The sequence below is a fragment of the Streptococcus sp. AM43-2AT genome (assembly GCF_003603405.1).
GTDB classification, from domain to species: domain Bacteria; phylum Bacillota; class Bacilli; order Lactobacillales; family Streptococcaceae; genus Streptococcus; species Streptococcus ilei.
Window position 1 is genome coordinate 60,315 of the sequence record NZ_QTND01000001.1, and the last position, 15,341, is coordinate 75,655.

The following is a 15,341-nucleotide window of genomic DNA, read 5'->3' on the forward strand; positions in this document are numbered from 1 at the left end:
TACTAAAAAAAGATGCTTGAGCAAGTCTTACCTGGGATAATTTGCTATAATAGTAAGAGAAAACAAAAAGGGAGAAGCCTATGGCAATAACAGTCCGAGATTTAATTGATAAGCTTCGTTTGAAGGTTGTGTACGGCAATGAAAGCCTATTTGAAAAAGAAATCACAACGGCAGATATTTCACGTCCTGGACTTGAAATGACAGGATATTTTGATTACTATACTCCAGAACGAATTCAATTGGTTGGGATGAAAGAGTGGTCTTACCTCATCAAGATGACCTCCCACAATCGTCACCAAGTTTTGAGAAAGATGTTCCAGCCGGAAACACCGGTACTCATCATCGCGCGGGATCTAGAGGTTCCTGAAGAAATGCTCCGTGCTGCAGAGGAAAAGCAAATCGCGATTTTAAGCAGTCGCGTTCCAACTAGTCGCCTATCTGGTGAACTATCAAGCTACCTAGATTCTCTCCTTGCGGAAAGAACTAGTGTCCATGGTGTCTTGATGGATATCTATGGCATGGGGGTTCTGATCCAAGGAGATAGTGGAATCGGGAAGAGTGAGACTGGTTTAGAGCTCGTCAAACGAGGGCATCGTTTGGTAGCAGATGACCGGGTAGATGTCTTCGCCCGTGATGAGATGACCTTGTGGGGTGAGCCTGCTGAAATTCTACGTCATATGCTAGAGATTCGGGGAGTAGGGATCATTGATGTTATGAGTCTCTATGGTGCCAGTGCTGTGAAAGATTCTTCACAGGTTCAAATCGCGGTCTATTTAGAAAACTACACCAAGGAACAAACCTACGATCGTCTTGGCAATAATGCAGAAGAAATTGAGTTCTGTGGAGTGACCATTCCAAGAATTCGCATCCCTGTTAAGACAGGTCGCAATATTTCCGTTGTCATTGAGGCAGCAGCAATGAACTACCGCGCCAAAGAAATGGGATATGATGCTACTAAAACCTTTGAAGATCGATTGACCCAGTTGATTGATCAGAATGAGGTGAAAGTATGAATCCAGTAGCCATTCAACTTGGTCCCTTTAGCATTCGCTGGTATGCGATTTGTATCGTCCTCGGTCTCCTTTTGGCGGTTATCCTGTCTATGAAAGAAGCCCCTCGTAAAGGGATAGAGTCAGACGATATTATTGATTTCATTCTGATTGCTTTTCCAGTAGCGATCATAGGGGCCCGTCTTTACTATGTTATTTTTCAATGGTCTTATTACAGGGAACACCCAGGAGAGATTTTTGCCGTATGGAACGGTGGGATTGCTATCTATGGTGGACTCCTGGCAGGGGCTCTAGTCCTCTACCTATTTTCACGCAGTCGTTTGATTGACCCAGTTGATTTTTTAGATATCGCTGCACCGAGTGTCATGATTGCTCAAAGTATTGGCCGTTGGGGCAATTTTGTTAACCAAGAAGCCTACGGAGCCATTGTTAAGAATTTAGATTATTTACCTTCTTTCATTCGGAATCAGATGTTTATTGATGGACATTACCGTCAACCGACCTTCTTATATGAATCTTGTTGGAACTTGCTTGGTTTTGTGCTGATTCTTTATTTACGTCGCCGTCCCAAGCTTTTGAGAAAGGGTGAAATTACGGCTTTCTATCTCATCTGGTATGGCTTTGGTCGAATGATTATTGAAGGAATGCGAACAGATAGCTTGATGTTTTTGGGAATTCGAGTATCACAATGGCTGTCCCTATTCCTGATCTTACTTGGAATCGGAATCATGATCTATCAACGGAAAAAGAATGCACCGTTTTATAGAACGGAAATAGATTAAGGAGAAATGAAATGTTTATTGAAATTGCCTATGGGCTTTTAGGATTAGCTTTAGTCGTTTTGGTCATCTACTTGATTATCTTATTTTCAAAGATTGGAAAAGTTGTAGATGAGACTCAGGTAACGATTAAGACCTTGACATCAGATGTGAATGTAACCTTACACCAAACCAATGAGTTGTTAGCGAAAGTGAATGTTTTGACAGAAGATTTGAATCAAAAAGTTGCAACCATAGATCCACTCTTCACTGCGGTGGCAGATTTGTCTGTATCTGTATCGGATCTGAATGATCAAGCGCGTCAGATTAGCAAAAAAGCTGTCGTAGTTGGCGGAAAAACCGTCAAAACATCTGTCGGATTAAAAGCAGCTCGCATGGCTATGAAATTATTTAAATAAGAAAAGAGGTATCCTATGGGACGTTTATCATCATTATTAATTGGAACAATCACAGGCGCATCCGCCGCTTACTTCCTGACAACAAAAAGAGGAAAAGAATGGACTAGTAAAGTCAAAGATTTTGTGAAGGAATACCAAGACAATCCACAAGAAGTTCATGATTCGGTAAAACAATCCGCAATGGAACTATCTAAGCAAGCGTCAGACGCCATACAACAAACTAAGGAAAAAGTTGAAAGTGGAGAGATCAACAAAGACACTGTCATCGAAACGGTCAAAGATAAGACACAAGATGTGGTAGAATTTTCACAAGATGCCATCCAAACGATTAAGGAAAAAATCCAGCAAAAGACCGGTAATCAAGCAACTCCTTTCTACCCGACACAAGAGAAAGAAAGTGAAGAGATTGTCCTGGAATTAGAAGAAGAAACAGCTCTTCCAGGAGTTGAAGAAGAACTCAAAGAAACAGCTGTAGAAGAAGAATAAAAATAATCCCTCACCATTTGGTGAGGGATTTCTCTTATGAACTGGCAAACTAGAATGAGAAATGCCAAAAAGCCTCCCGAAGGAGGCTAAAAAATTAATCTTAGTCCTTTTTCCGTTTTAACTGGAAAATGCGGAAAGCTTGGATACTTCCCAAACTACAAGCGATTGCTGAGGCAAAAGCAAAGAAAGTATTCATCTTCATTGATAAAAAGATGAAACTAAATAAAACAGTTAAGACACAAAACACAGCAATATTAAGGAAAAATAGTAGCTCACTTAATTGAGGAGCTGGTTCAGTATCAATGTTAAAATCATAATTAGTTGTTGTATTCTCTTGTTGAAGGGGAATTTCGACATAGTCGTATTCTTCAACAACTCTAAGTTTTCTTACGGGCATATTTCTCTCTCCTAACAGTACTCTATTATTTTAACACGTTTTCAAGCATAGAAATGTTACAAAACTGTTACAATTTTTACAAAATTAAGAAATTTGGAGAGCAAAAATACTTTTTTGGTATAATAGTTTTCATGAATAAGATAATTATTACAGCTACAGCTGAAAGTATTGAACAGGTTCAAGCCCTTCTAGAAGCAGGCGTAGACCGTATTTATGTTGGTGAAAAAGATTATGGATTACGACTTCCTCATACTTTCTCGTATGACGAATTAAGTCGAATTTCTGATCTAGTCCATGCAGCAGGAAAAGAATTGACAGTGGCTGTCAATGCCTTGATGCATCAAGATATGATGGATCATATCAAACCATTTTTAGATTTCCTTGCATCGATTAACGTCGATTATATCACGGTGGGGGATGCAGGTGTCTTTTATGTCTTGAAGCGGGATGGCTACAACTTTAAAACCATTTATGATGCTTCTACCATGGTGACAAGTAGCCGTCAAATCAATTTCTGGGGACAAAAGGCTGGTGTTTCTGAAGCTGTTCTTGCTCGAGAAATCCCATCTGCAGAGCTTTTCAAGATGCCAGAAATCTTAGAGATTCCTGCTGAAATATTGGTCTATGGAGCTAGTGTAATTCACCATTCAAAACGACCTCTTCTGCAGAATTATTATAATTTTACTCACATCGATGACGAAAAGACGAGAGAGCGCGATCTCTTTCTGGCAGAGCCTGGGGATCCAGATAGCCATTACTCTATTTTTGAAGATAAACATGGAACTCATATTTTTGCCAACAATGATTTGGATTTGATGACCAAATTGTCTGAGTTAGTTGAACATGGATTTACTCATTGGAAGTTAGAGGGGATTTATACACCTGGTCAAAACTTTGTGGAAATTGCCAAGTGTTTTGTGAAAGCACGGGAGCTCTTGGAAGCTGGAACCTTCACTTCGGACCAGGCCTTCCTATTGGATGAACAGATTCACCAATTGCATCCCAAGAATCGCTTCCTCGATACTGGATTTTATGACTACGATCCAGACATGGTTAAATAAAGGAGAAAAGCCTGCCAGGAGTGCGGGCCTTCCTTTTTGATGATGGTAAAGAATGAGAATTGTCAAAACAATTCCCAAACCATTGCCTTTCGACTGGATTTGCTATAAAATAGACAAGATTGATAATCTAACTAATATACTTGTAATATACTAGGAGATATGATGACAAAACAATTGAAACGTCCAGAGGTTTTATCCCCCGCTGGAACTTTAGAAAAATTAAAAGTCGCTGTTCGCTATGGTGCGGATGCTGTCTTTATTGGTGGTCAGGCCTATGGTCTTCGTAGCCGTGCAGGAAACTTCACCTTTGAGCAAATGGAAGAAGGAGTCCAATTTGCGGCTAAATATGGAGCTAAGGTCTATGTTGCGGCCAATATGGTCATGCACGAAGGAAATGAAGTAGGAGCTGGAGAATGGTTCCGTCGTTTACGGGATATCGGAATCGCAGCGGTCATTGTTTCAGACCCTGCCTTGATTACCATCGCAGCGACTGAAGCGCCAGGTTTGGAAATTCACCTTTCTACACAAGCTAGTGCTACCAATTATGAGACCCTTGAGTTTTGGAAAGACTTGGGCTTGACACGGGTCGTTTTGGCTCGTGAAGTTTCGATGGAAGAACTAGCTGAGATTCGTAAGCGGACGGACGTTGAGATTGAAGCCTTTGTTCACGGAGCAATGTGTATTTCCTACTCTGGGCGTTGTACCCTATCCAATCATATGAGTATGCGGGATGCTAACCGTGGTGGCTGTTCCCAATCTTGTCGTTGGAAGTATGATCTCTACGATATGCCGTTCGGTCAGGAACGCAAGAGTCTCAAAGGGGAAATCCCTGAAGAATTCTCGATGTCAGCAGTTGATATGTCGATGATTGATCATATCCCTGATATGATTGAAAATGGAGTGGACAGTCTTAAAATCGAAGGCCGCATGAAGTCCATTCACTATGTTTCTACCGTAACGAACTGTTACAAGGCAGCTGTTGATGCTTATTTGGAAAGCCCTGAGAAGTTCGAAGCCATTAAGCAAGATTTGATTGATGAGATGTGGAAAGTGGCCCAACGTGAGCTAGCAACCGGTTTTTATTATGGCACTCCTTCAGAAAACGAGCAACTGTTTGGAGCTCGTCGGAAGATTCCAGAATACAAGTTTGTTGGAGAAGTGGTAGCCTATGATGCGGATCAGCAAATTGCGACCATTCGTCAACGGAATGTCATCAATGAAGGGGACCAAGTGGAATTCTACGGACCTGGTTTCCGTCATTTTGAAACAGTCATCGAAGATTTGCATGATGCCAAGGGCAATAAAATTGACCGAGCACCAAATCCGATGGAGCTATTGACCATTCATATGCCAACACCAGTTGAACCAGGTGATATGATCCGTGCTCTCAAAGAAGGCTTGATCAATCTCTATAAAGAAGATGGAACGAGTCAAACAGTTCGTGCCTAAAAAGTACAAGAAAAAAACACCGCATGCCTCCCTAGCTTGGAAGTTTACGGTGTTTTTTGTTGTGCGATTCGAATCGTATGTGGAACAAGACTAATCTTTTGAATATCAGAAATTCGAATAATGGTTGACATACTCTTTTTAAAATTTTTGACAATGAGTTGTTTTCGTTCCTGATCATATTTCACGATATCGCCTGTAAAGCTTTTATTTTGGAAGATGACATGGACTCCTTGTTTTTTTCGAAGGGCCAGTTCAATAATCTGAATAATTTTATCATCCTCAAGTGGGGCTGGTTGGGAGGTTTTATCGTTAAAAAATTCATTCGCTCGGTCCTTGAGAAGCTCAAGAAATCTTTTCATAGCATAATTCTCCATAAGTTGATACAATATATTATAGAAAATTTCATTCATTTTGTAAAATTTTTTACGAATTATTAAGGTGAAAGACATTGAAAGGAGTATTCATGGCAGATTTTAGTTTTGAAATTGAAGAACAACTCTTGGTGTTATCTGAAAATGAAAAGGGATGGACCAAGGAGTTAAACCGGGTGAGCTTTAATGGAGCACCTGCTAAATATGATATCCGCACTTGGAGTCCAGACCATACGAAGATGGGCAAGGGGATTACGCTCACTAATGAAGAATTCCAAGTTCTGTTAGATGCATTTAAACAGTAATGGACAGAGTAAGAAAGAGAGTGGGACAGAAATCGGTCATTCGTTAGAATTCGATTTCGTCGTTCCACCTCCGCACAGTCGAGTGTGGCTGTGAAAGCTGATGAAATCAGCCTAGTAGAGCCCACTCAACCACTGCGTCTTGCTCGACAATCCAAAGACAATTGAGAGGCTAGGACTTTTGTCCTAGCCTCTTTTTTGATGCTTTCTATAATTATAGCTTGAAACTATATCCTATTCAAGAAAACAAGATTAAGGCAAATCATTGTGGATGTTGACATTGACTGTTATAATAACCTTATTCGTTTATTTCATGTCGCACTTATAGGAAAGGAACCCTTATGTCAGATTTACTTAGTATTTACAAAGAATTGCAAGCTAAAAAGTGGGTAGACTTGAGTCACCAAATCAATGCAGAAAGTCCTCACTTTCCAGCTCTTCCCGCCTTGCAACAAGAAGACCTCTTCACACTAAAAGATGGCTTCCATGTTCAAAAATTTACGGTGGTTGGTCAATACGGAACGCATATCGATGCTCCGATTCACTTTGTAGAAGGTGGCCGTTGGTTGGATGAGATTGACCTCAAAGATCTCCTCTTGCCACTTTATGTCATCGACAAATCGAAAGAAGTTTCAGCCAATCCAAACTTTATCTTGAGCAAACAAGATATTTTGGATTTCGAAGCAGAACATGGACAAATTGCAGAAGGAGCTTTTGTCGCCTTCCGTAGTGATTGGTCAAAACGTTGGCCAGATCAAGATGCTATGCGCAACCTAGATGAAAATGGGGTTCAACAAAGTCCAGGATGGAGCCGTGAAGCTTTGGAATTCTTGATCCATGAACGCCATGTTAAGGCGGTGGGGCATGAGACCTTCGATACAGATGCGGGTATTCCTGCTGCAGAGCATGGCTTGGTCAATGAATACTACCTTTTGGAACAAAATATCTATCAAGTAGAAGTCTTGAACCAATTGGATCAAGTACCAGCAGTCGGTGCCTTGATTTCAATTGCCTTCCCTCATTGGGACAAGGCAACTGGTTCACCTGTTCGTGCTATTGCTATCTTACCATAAGAAGACACAGAGGCTGGGACAAAAATCCTAGCCTCTCAATTGTCTTTGGATTGTCGAGCAAGACGCAGTGGTTGAGTGGGCTCTACTAGGCTGATTTCATCAGCTTTTACAGCCCCACTCAACTGTGCGGAGGTGGGACGACGAAATCGAATTCTAACGAATGACCGATTTCTGTCCCACTCTCTTTTTTATATGATTTATTAAAAGCATGACTAGTGAAGCTAGCTTTCATTCTTTCGAAAGCTCTTATCTTACAAAAATGTAAGGTAATCAAGTTAAAATGAAAGATTAGACTATGGTAGCTCCAGTGATGATCAGTTAAAATTTAAACATCAGAAAAGGCTTGTTAAACAAACCTTTTCTGATATTAGCGCATGGTAACGAATTCTTCGGAACCGGTTGGATGGATGGCGACAGTGGCATCGAAATCGGCTTTTGTCGCTCCCATTTTGATGGCAACGGCAAATCCTTGAATCATTTCGTCTACACCATATCCAAGACCATGAAGGCCGACGACGGTTTCTTTTGGTCCTGCAGTGATGAGTTTAAATTTAGCCAGCTGACGATGTTGGGTCACAGCTGAATACATAGAGGCGAAACTAGAAGTGTAGACCTTGATAGCTTCTTTTCCATATTGTTTTTCGGCTTCTTCTTGAGTGAGACCGACTGTACCAATAGCGGGATGAGAGAAGACAACGGTAGGAATGGTTGAATAGTCCATTTTAGCATCGGTTTTTCCATTAAAGAGACGTTCGGATAGGGTACGCCCTGCCTTGATAGCGACAGGGGTTAATTCTTTTTCTCCTGTGACGTCCCCAAGAGCATAGATGCCAGGGACAACGGTATTTTGGTATTCATCTACTGCAATGAATCCTTTTTCATTTAAGGTGACACCTGCAGCTTCTAGATGGAGGTCCTGAACGTTTGGTTTTCGGCCGGTCGCCCAGATAATATGATCAGCAACAAAAGATGTTTGGTCTTCGAAATAGACACGGATTTGACCATTTTCTTCCTTTGTGAGTTGAACAGGAACCTTGTGAGGATGGAGGGACAATCCTTGTTTGTCCATCTCCTCCATTAAGCCATCGACAATGTAAGAATCAAACTTTCTTAAGGGACGATCACCGCGAACGAAGAGATCTGTCTGAACACCAAGGGCATGGAGGACACCGGCTAGTTCTACCGCAATGTAACCAGCTCCAATAATGGCAACTGATTTTGGTAGTTCTTCCCAAGCAAAGACATCGTCAGAGGTTTCTCCTAGGTCTGCTCCAGGTAGATCTGGGACGTAAGCATGGGCACCTGTAGCGATAACAATGTGTTTAGCCTTGATGGTTTCCCCGTTGACTTCAACCGTATGGGCGTCGATAAAGCGAGCGCGACCTTGGATATATTCCACACCATTTCGTTTAAAACTGCCGTCATAAGACGAACGAGCCCGATCAATATAGGCTTCGCGATTTTTTCTTAATGTCGCAAAATCAAAATTGGTCTGTTCAGAAGTAAACCCATAATCTGGACCGTAATCACGAATGGCTTCAGCAATTTGGGCGCCATACCACATAATTTTTTTAGGGACACATCCTTTGTTGACACAGGTTCCACCTAGTTGCTTTTCTTCAATAACAGCAGCGCGGGCTCCATGTTCTCCAGCACGGTTCATAGTAGCAATCCCTCCGCTACCTCCACCAATGGAGATAATATCAAATTCTTTCATGGTTAATACTCCTTTGTTGATTTACACCTTCATTGTAACAACATAGGTTACAAAAATCAAGAAATTGCCATCGTTGAATAGGAGGAGAAAACAAGATAGCAAAAAAAACTTGCAAAACAGATGATTTTGAATTGAAAAATGAGGAAATATGATATACTAAACTTATAATTTGAAACGCTTTCGAATACTGGAGGAAAGAAATGAAAAAATTTAAAAAATGGCAAATCGTTACAGCTACAGGCGCTGCACTAGCAGTCCTAGGAATTGGGAGCTGGCTTGCTTTTGGAAAATCTAGCAATAGTCCTGAGGAGTTGGTGGATATGACTCCGATGGTTCAAACAGTCAAAGAAGGTTCCATTGCTTCATCAGTATTGTTGACGGGGAAAGTCACTGCCAATCAGGAGCAATATATCTACTTTGACGGAACGAAAGGAGATTTGCAATCCATCTTAGTGAATGTTGGGGATCAAGTGACTGCTGGACAAGCCATTGTTCAATATAGCAGTACAGAAGCGCAATCTGCCTATGATGCCGCTGTTCGTGCAGTTAATAAAGCGGATCGTCAATTAAACGATCTCTTGACCAATGGGGTGACGATTGATACAACAGGGGATGAGGAAGCAGATAGCAGCTCAGCCTCTCAAGCTCAACGATCTTTGGATACTCAAGTGGGTGATTTACGCGATGCCCGTGCAGATGCTGTAGCCAATATGGAAAAAGCCAAGGCCTTATTGGATGCTACAACCGTAAAAAGTAGTACAGATGGGACAGTTGTAGAAGTTAATAAGGATGTTTCAAAATCAACAACAGGAACCAACCAAACTCTTGTTCATATCGTCAGCAATGGAAACCTTCAAGTAAAAGGAGAGTTGTCTGAATATAATCTAGCCAACATTTCAGTTGGCCAGGAAGTGACCTTAACCTCCAAGGTCTATCCTGGGAAAAAATGGACTGGAAAGATTAGCTATGTAGCTAACTATCCGACGGATGCAGGTCAGGCAGGTGCAAGTGCTGCAGGTTCTGGACAAGGAACAGGAGGAGCCAAATATCCGTTTACTGTAGATATTACGAGTGAGATCGGCGATTTGAAACAAGGTTTCTCTGTCAATATTGAAGTAAAAAGTTCAACCATCCATCCCTTAGTTCCTGTGACAAGTGTCCTATCGGATGGCGAGCAAAGCTATGTTTGGACCATTGAAGCTGGTAAGGCTAAAAAAGTTATGGTTACCTTAGGAAATGCAGATGCAGAAAATCAGGAAGTCTTATCTGGCTTGAAGAAAGATGCGCAAGTGATCATCAACCCTTCTGGAGATTTGGAAGATGGGAAAGAGGTCGGAAAATATGACAAAATTGATTGAGCTGAAAAATATCAATAAAAGTTATAAAAATGGAGATCAAACCTTACAGGTATTAAAGGATATCCATTTAGAAGTAGAAGAGGGAGAATTTCTAGCCATTATGGGACCTTCTGGTTCTGGGAAATCTACTCTAATGAATATTATTGGCCTTCTCGATCGTCCGACTAGTGGTGAGTACAGATTAGAAGGGGAAGAGGTTGGGAACCTCAGTGAGAAGAAGTTGGCTCAGGTTCGCAATGAGCAAATTGGCTTTGTCTTTCAACAATTTTTTCTCCTATCAAAACTTAATGCCTTTCAAAATGTCGAGCTCCCCTTAATTTATGCAGGAGTGAATCCTTCCAAACGAAAGGAATTAGCCGAACAGTTTTTAAAGAAAGTTGAGCTAGATACGCGGATGCACCACCTTCCTTCTGAATTGTCCGGAGGGCAAAAACAACGGGTGGCCATTGCCCGGGCTTTGGTGAATCATCCTTCTATTATCTTAGCGGATGAACCAACAGGAGCTCTTGATTCCAAAACCGGCGAACAAATTATGGAGCTTTTGACAGCACTCAATCAAGAAGGGAAAACCATCATCATGGTAACCCACGAAACGGAGATTGCTGCCTATGCCAAACGTCAGATTGTCATTCGAGATGGAGTGATATCATCGGATAGTCGCAATGAAAGGAGGGCCTGATGCAGAACTGGAAATTCGCCATTAGTTCCATTATGGGACATAAAATGAGATCTTTCTTAACCATGGTAGGGATTATTATCGGGGTTGCCTCAGTCGTTGTCATCATGGCTCTCGGAGATGGGATGAAAGCTGGAGTGACCAAGACCTTTACTAAGGATCAACAGTATGTTCAGATTTCTTATTCCGCCCGAAAGAGTGGCTACATGACTGGTTTTAATCTTGGCCCAGAACCTGTCTCAGAAGAAGGCGGCGCTGAAGGTGGTGGGGAAGGTGGCGTCGCAAGTGAAGAAGACCAAGGAATGTCACCACCAGCTGGCTATGGAGAGGAAACTAGCGAAGATGTTGATAATCCAATCCTTGAAACCCCTCCTGTTGTCCAAGAAGAATGGGTCAAAGAACTGACCAAGATTCCTGGGGTTGATGGCTACTATGTTGGTAATACAGCCAATGCTACTATCTCCTTTCAGAAGAAAAAATCTGAAGGGGTGAATATTATGGGAGTCAATGATACCTATTTCTCTGTTAGAAAATTTGAATTGGTTTCAGGAAGAAAACTAAATGCCTCAGATTACCAGAGTTTTTCTCGGGTCATCATGCTGGATGAAGGCTTAGCTTCGACCTTGTTTGGAACGGAAAGTGCTCTCAACCAAGTGGTTGCTGTCGGAGACAATAACTATCGGGTGGTAGGAATCTTCAAGGATCCAAATGCTGGATCTGCATTATATGGGGCTTCTTCTGGAGGAAGTGCCTTGATGGCTAATACCCAAGTAGCTTCAGAATTTGGAACAGAAGAAATTTCCACTATTGTGGTACATATTCCTGATGTCAAACAGATTAAATCAACTGGAATCGAAGCAGCGAAAAAATTAACCGAGCTATCAGGAGTTCGCCAAGGGGAGTTCCAAATTTTTAATATGGATAGTCTCTTAGAGCAGACCAATCAAATGCTCAGTATTATGACAACAGTCATTGGTGCGATTGCAGGAATTTCCCTTCTCGTTGGTGGGATTGGGGTCATGAATATCATGTTGGTTTCTGTGACTGAGCGGACACGTGAAATCGGTCTAAGAAAAGCACTTGGAGCTACTCGTAGCAAAATCTTGATTCAATTCCTCATCGAATCAATGGTCTTGACCATGATGGGAGGAATTCTCGGTTTGGGATTGGCCTATGGTGTCAATGCTCTCATCGCCACAGCTGCTGCAGGTGCTCTAGAAGGGCCTCCAGTCGTCTCCATGTCAGTGGCTATTGGAAGTATCATCTTCTCAGCTTGTGTCGGAATTATCTTTGGTATCCTACCAGCTAGCAAGGCATCAAAACTAGACCCAATTGAAGCCCTACGCTATGAATAAGGTAGAATGACTTGAATGATGGATTGGGACAATCGTCGTGTTCCCTTCTGAAATCTAGGAATGTGATAGGAAAGGTAGCAAACTCCCTTTCCTTCCATTCCTTTTTTCATTTTTCCTGCTCAAGAATAGTGTATTTCCCCGGTAAATATGATAAAATAGGGGAGAATAACTTAGGAGGTTCCAAATGACTACTGAACATATGGAAGAATTAAATGACCAGCAGATTGTCCGTCGCGAAAAAATGGCGGCCCTTCGTGAACAAGGAATCGACCCATTTGGAAAGCGATTCGAACGTACTGCTGATTCTGGTCAATTAAAAGAAAAATATTCAGAATTAGATAAAGAACAACTTCATGACTTGAACGAGACAGCTATTATTGCAGGCCGTCTCGTGACCAAACGTGGAAAAGGGAAGGTTGGTTTTGCCCACCTTCAAGACCGTGAAGGTCAAATCCAAATTTACGTTCGTAAAGACGCGGTTGGCGAAGAAAATTATGAAATTTTCAAAAAGGCCGACCTTGGAGATTTCCTTGGTGTAGAAGGAGAAGTGATGCGGACAGACATGGGTGAGCTTTCAATCAAAGCTACTCACATCACTCATTTATCTAAAGCCCTTCGTCCCTTGCCTGAAAAATTCCATGGGCTTTCAGATGTGGAAACCATCTACCGCAAACGCTACTTGGACTTGATTTCTAACCGTGAAAGCTTTAACCGCTTTGTAACTCGTTCAAAAATCATTTCAGAAATCCGTCGTTACTTGGATGGTCAAGGCTTCCTTGAGGTAGAAACACCTGTCCTTCACAACGAAGCTGGTGGAGCATCTGCGCGTCCATTTATCACTCACCACAATGCCCAAAACATTGATATGGTCCTTCGGATTGCGACTGAGCTTCACTTGAAGCGCTTGATCGTTGGTGGAATGGAACGCGTCTATGAAATCGGACGTATCTTCCGTAATGAAGGAATGGATGCTACCCACAACCCTGAATTTACCTCCATCGAAGTCTACCAAGCCTATGCTGACTACCAAGATATTATGGACTTGACAGAAGGCATTATCCAACACGCTGCTAAAGCCATTCATGGGGATGGTCCAGTTAACTACCAAGGAACTGAAATCAAGATCAATGAACCCTTTAAACGGGTTCACATGGTGGATGCCATCAAGGAAATTGCTGGCGTTGATTTCTGGAAGGAAATGAGCTTTGAAGAAGCAGTAGCCCTTGCCAAAGAAAAACATGTGCCAGTTGAAAAACACTACACTGAAGTAGGTCACATCATCAATGCCTTCTTCGAAGAATATGTGGAAGAAACCTTGACACAACCAACCTTTGTCTATGGACACCCTGTAGCTGTATCTCCATTGGCCAAGAAGAATGATGAAGATCCTCGTTTCACGGATCGTTTTGAGCTCTTCATCATGACCAAGGAATATGCCAATGCCTTTACAGAATTGAACGACCCAATCGACCAATTGGAACGCTTCAAAGCGCAGGCACGCGCCAAAGAATTGGGAGACGATGAAGCGACTGGTATTGACTACGACTATATTGAAGCTCTTGAATATGGTATGCCACCAACAGGAGGACTCGGAATCGGTATCGACCGTCTCTGCATGCTCCTTACTGACACAACTACTATTCGGGATGTTCTTCTCTTCCCAACTATGAAATAAGATAAAAGAAAACACTGATCGCAAGATCAGTGTTTTTTAGTCTTCCAAATAAGAGGTGTCATTCCAAGTTTCTAAGTGATAGTGCTCAAAATCATCTGTTGTCAAAATGGTCACACTGGCATTATTGAGGCCACCGTTTTTACGGAGTTCCTCTGGTTTATAGCCAAGTAGGGTCCGAATGGAAGCTGTTAAATTCGCCCCATGTCCAACGATAAGAACGGTATCGAACTCTTTTCCTTTCAGGCTTTTCACAAAATCACAGGTACGCTTGGTTGTTTCAGAAACGGATTCTGCCTCAAATAGTTCGTGATGGAATTGTGATAGATCGTGTCGGAAAGCCTTCATTTCCTCAGGATAGAGAGTTTTCAACTCCACAATTTTTCTACCTTCTAGCCTACCAAGCTGCCATTCCCGTAGAGCAGGAGTCTCTTGGAGGGAGGTAGGATGCTGATTTTGCTTGAGGAGGATTTGAGCAGTATGGATGGCTCTAGGCAAATCGCTTGAATAAGCTGCATCAAAGCGTGTTTGAGATAGATGCCGACCCAAGGCTTCTAACTGCTGTATGGAAGATTCTAAAAGCGGGGAGTCGCCGTTTGCCCCTTGGATACGGCCCTCCTCGTTCCACTCAGTGCGTCCATGACGGACAAAATATAGTTTCATAGTAGTTTTATCCTTTACTCAACCAAATCCTCGAAGCTTGCCTTGACCAAATCAGCTAAATCTTGCGCCTTGATTTGAATACTGTGACCAACTTCACCTGCAGAGACAATCATCTGATCAAGTTCCAAGGCAGATTGGTCAATGAAAATAGGGTAGTTGTGTTTTTGTCGAATGCCGACAGGATTATTGGCCCCGTGGACATAGCCTGTTGTTTTTTCTAAGTCTTTCTGTGGAATCATGCTGACTTTTTTATTGCCAGATAGTTTGGCCAATTTTTTCTCTGACAAGTGGGCAGAGATGGGAACAATTCCGATAACAGGACCAGTTTTATCGCCAGTTAGAGCCAATGTCTTATAAATTTGCTCAGTCCTAATCCCTTCTGGAATTATTCCTTCAAGGGCATTGATTTGTAATCCCATATGGGGGATTTTTGCTTTTTGCAAAATTTGTTCCACCAATGTTTTTTTTACTTTTTGTTTTTTCGCCATCTTACTGTTGTCTTTCTCTAAATTTTCTAATATTATATCATACTCTTTGAGTTGCAGTTTAAGAGAAAAAGAGGCGTCTGCCTCTT

Annotated in this window: 17 protein-coding genes; 12 read left to right on the top strand and 5 right to left on the bottom strand. The window is 41.9% G+C overall.

Annotated features, from left to right (window positions below; genetic code table 11):
• Positions 1 to 80: 80 nt before the first annotated feature.
• Genes hprK through DW930_RS00300 form a run of 4 tightly spaced genes read left to right on the top strand, consistent with a single transcriptional unit; the run spans position 81 to position 2,673 of the window.
• On the top strand, positions 81 to 1,013 hold the full coding sequence (gene hprK, locus DW930_RS00285) for an HPr(Ser) kinase/phosphatase (RefSeq protein ID WP_023027089.1): 933 nt from the start codon (positions 81 to 83) through the stop codon (positions 1,011 to 1,013).
• On the top strand, positions 1,010 to 1,792 hold the full coding sequence (gene lgt, locus DW930_RS00290) for a prolipoprotein diacylglyceryl transferase (protein WP_123159031.1): 783 nt from the start codon (positions 1,010 to 1,012) through the stop codon (positions 1,790 to 1,792). The genes hprK and lgt overlap by 4 nt, the downstream gene beginning before the upstream one ends.
• 11 nt (positions 1,793 to 1,803) lie before the next feature.
• Positions 1,804 to 2,187, top strand: a complete 384-nt coding sequence (locus DW930_RS00295; RefSeq protein ID WP_006595909.1) for a DUF948 domain-containing protein — start codon at positions 1,804 to 1,806, stop codon at positions 2,185 to 2,187.
• Between the two features lie 15 nt (positions 2,188 to 2,202).
• Positions 2,203 to 2,673 carry a YtxH domain-containing protein gene (locus tag DW930_RS00300; protein ID WP_123159032.1) on the top strand — a complete coding sequence of 157 codons (471 nt, stop codon included), beginning with the start codon at positions 2,203 to 2,205 and terminating at the stop codon, positions 2,671 to 2,673.
• A gap of 100 nt (positions 2,674 to 2,773) precedes the next feature.
• Here the strand turns inward: DW930_RS00300 and DW930_RS00305 are convergent, their stop codons facing one another.
• Entirely contained in the window at positions 2,774 to 3,070 is a 297-nt protein-coding gene (locus DW930_RS00305) for a DUF3270 family protein (protein ID WP_117744481.1), read from the bottom strand.
• A gap of 131 nt (positions 3,071 to 3,201) precedes the next feature.
• On the opposite strand from DW930_RS00305, the gene DW930_RS00310 reads away from it, so the two are divergent.
• Entirely contained in the window at positions 3,202 to 4,131 is a 930-nt protein-coding gene (locus DW930_RS00310) for a peptidase U32 family protein (RefSeq protein ID WP_123159033.1), read from the top strand.
• A gap of 162 nt (positions 4,132 to 4,293) precedes the next feature.
• Positions 4,294 to 5,580 carry a U32 family peptidase gene (locus DW930_RS00315; protein WP_117744479.1) on the top strand — a complete coding sequence of 429 codons (1,287 nt, stop codon included), beginning with the start codon at positions 4,294 to 4,296 and terminating at the stop codon, positions 5,578 to 5,580.
• 44 nt (positions 5,581 to 5,624) lie between these two features.
• Here DW930_RS00315 and DW930_RS00320 read toward each other — a convergent pair whose 3' ends face one another.
• Positions 5,625 to 5,954 carry a hypothetical protein gene (locus DW930_RS00320; protein ID WP_042361426.1) on the bottom strand — a complete coding sequence of 110 codons (330 nt, stop codon included), beginning with the start codon at positions 5,952 to 5,954 and terminating at the stop codon, positions 5,625 to 5,627.
• Positions 5,955 to 6,043: 89 nt separating this feature from the next.
• On the opposite strand from DW930_RS00320, the gene DW930_RS00325 reads away from it, so the two are divergent.
• Positions 6,044 to 6,256 (top strand): YdbC family protein, encoded by a 213-nt coding sequence (locus tag DW930_RS00325; protein ID WP_006597402.1) that lies wholly within the window; start codon positions 6,044 to 6,046, stop codon positions 6,254 to 6,256.
• Between the two features lie 338 nt (positions 6,257 to 6,594).
• Positions 6,595 to 7,326: a cyclase family protein gene (locus DW930_RS00330; RefSeq protein WP_023023876.1), complete on the top strand. Its 732-nt coding sequence runs from the start codon at positions 6,595 to 6,597 to the stop codon at positions 7,324 to 7,326.
• Between the two features lie 367 nt (positions 7,327 to 7,693).
• Here the strand turns inward: DW930_RS00330 and gorA are convergent, their stop codons facing one another.
• Positions 7,694 to 9,043, bottom strand: coding sequence for a glutathione-disulfide reductase (gene gorA / locus DW930_RS00340; RefSeq protein ID WP_023027085.1), 1,350 nt, complete (start codon positions 9,041 to 9,043; stop codon positions 7,694 to 7,696).
• Positions 9,044 to 9,243: 200 nt separating this feature from the next.
• On the opposite strand from gorA, the gene DW930_RS00345 reads away from it, so the two are divergent.
• The 4 genes from DW930_RS00345 to lysS all read left to right on the top strand — a co-directional run bounded on the left by DW930_RS00345 (position 9,244) and on the right by lysS (position 14,107).
• Positions 9,244 to 10,401: an efflux RND transporter periplasmic adaptor subunit gene (locus DW930_RS00345; RefSeq protein WP_120701756.1), complete on the top strand. Its 1,158-nt coding sequence runs from the start codon at positions 9,244 to 9,246 to the stop codon at positions 10,399 to 10,401.
• Positions 10,385 to 11,080, top strand: coding sequence for an ABC transporter ATP-binding protein (locus tag DW930_RS00350; RefSeq protein WP_023023871.1), 696 nt, complete (start codon positions 10,385 to 10,387; stop codon positions 11,078 to 11,080). The genes DW930_RS00345 and DW930_RS00350 overlap by 17 nt, the downstream gene beginning before the upstream one ends.
• Positions 11,080 to 12,432, top strand: a complete 1,353-nt coding sequence (locus tag DW930_RS00355) for an ABC transporter permease (RefSeq protein WP_023023869.1) — start codon at positions 11,080 to 11,082, stop codon at positions 12,430 to 12,432. Before DW930_RS00350 ends, DW930_RS00355 begins: the two co-directional genes overlap by 1 nt.
• Positions 12,433 to 12,616: 184 nt before the next feature.
• Positions 12,617 to 14,107, top strand: coding sequence for a lysine--tRNA ligase (lysS, locus tag DW930_RS00360; protein WP_023027082.1), 1,491 nt, complete (start codon positions 12,617 to 12,619; stop codon positions 14,105 to 14,107).
• 36 nt (positions 14,108 to 14,143) lie between these two features.
• Here the strand turns inward: lysS and DW930_RS00365 are convergent, their stop codons facing one another.
• Both DW930_RS00365 and DW930_RS00370 read right to left on the bottom strand, forming a co-directional pair.
• A complete protein-coding gene (locus tag DW930_RS00365) occupies positions 14,144 to 14,767 on the bottom strand; it encodes a histidine phosphatase family protein (protein ID WP_123159034.1) in 624 nt (207 codons plus the stop codon).
• Positions 14,768 to 14,781: 14 nt separating this feature from the next.
• Positions 14,782 to 15,255, bottom strand: coding sequence for an aminoacyl-tRNA deacylase (locus tag DW930_RS00370; RefSeq protein WP_023023863.1), 474 nt, complete (start codon positions 15,253 to 15,255; stop codon positions 14,782 to 14,784).
• Positions 15,256 to 15,341: the final 86 nt, after the last annotated feature.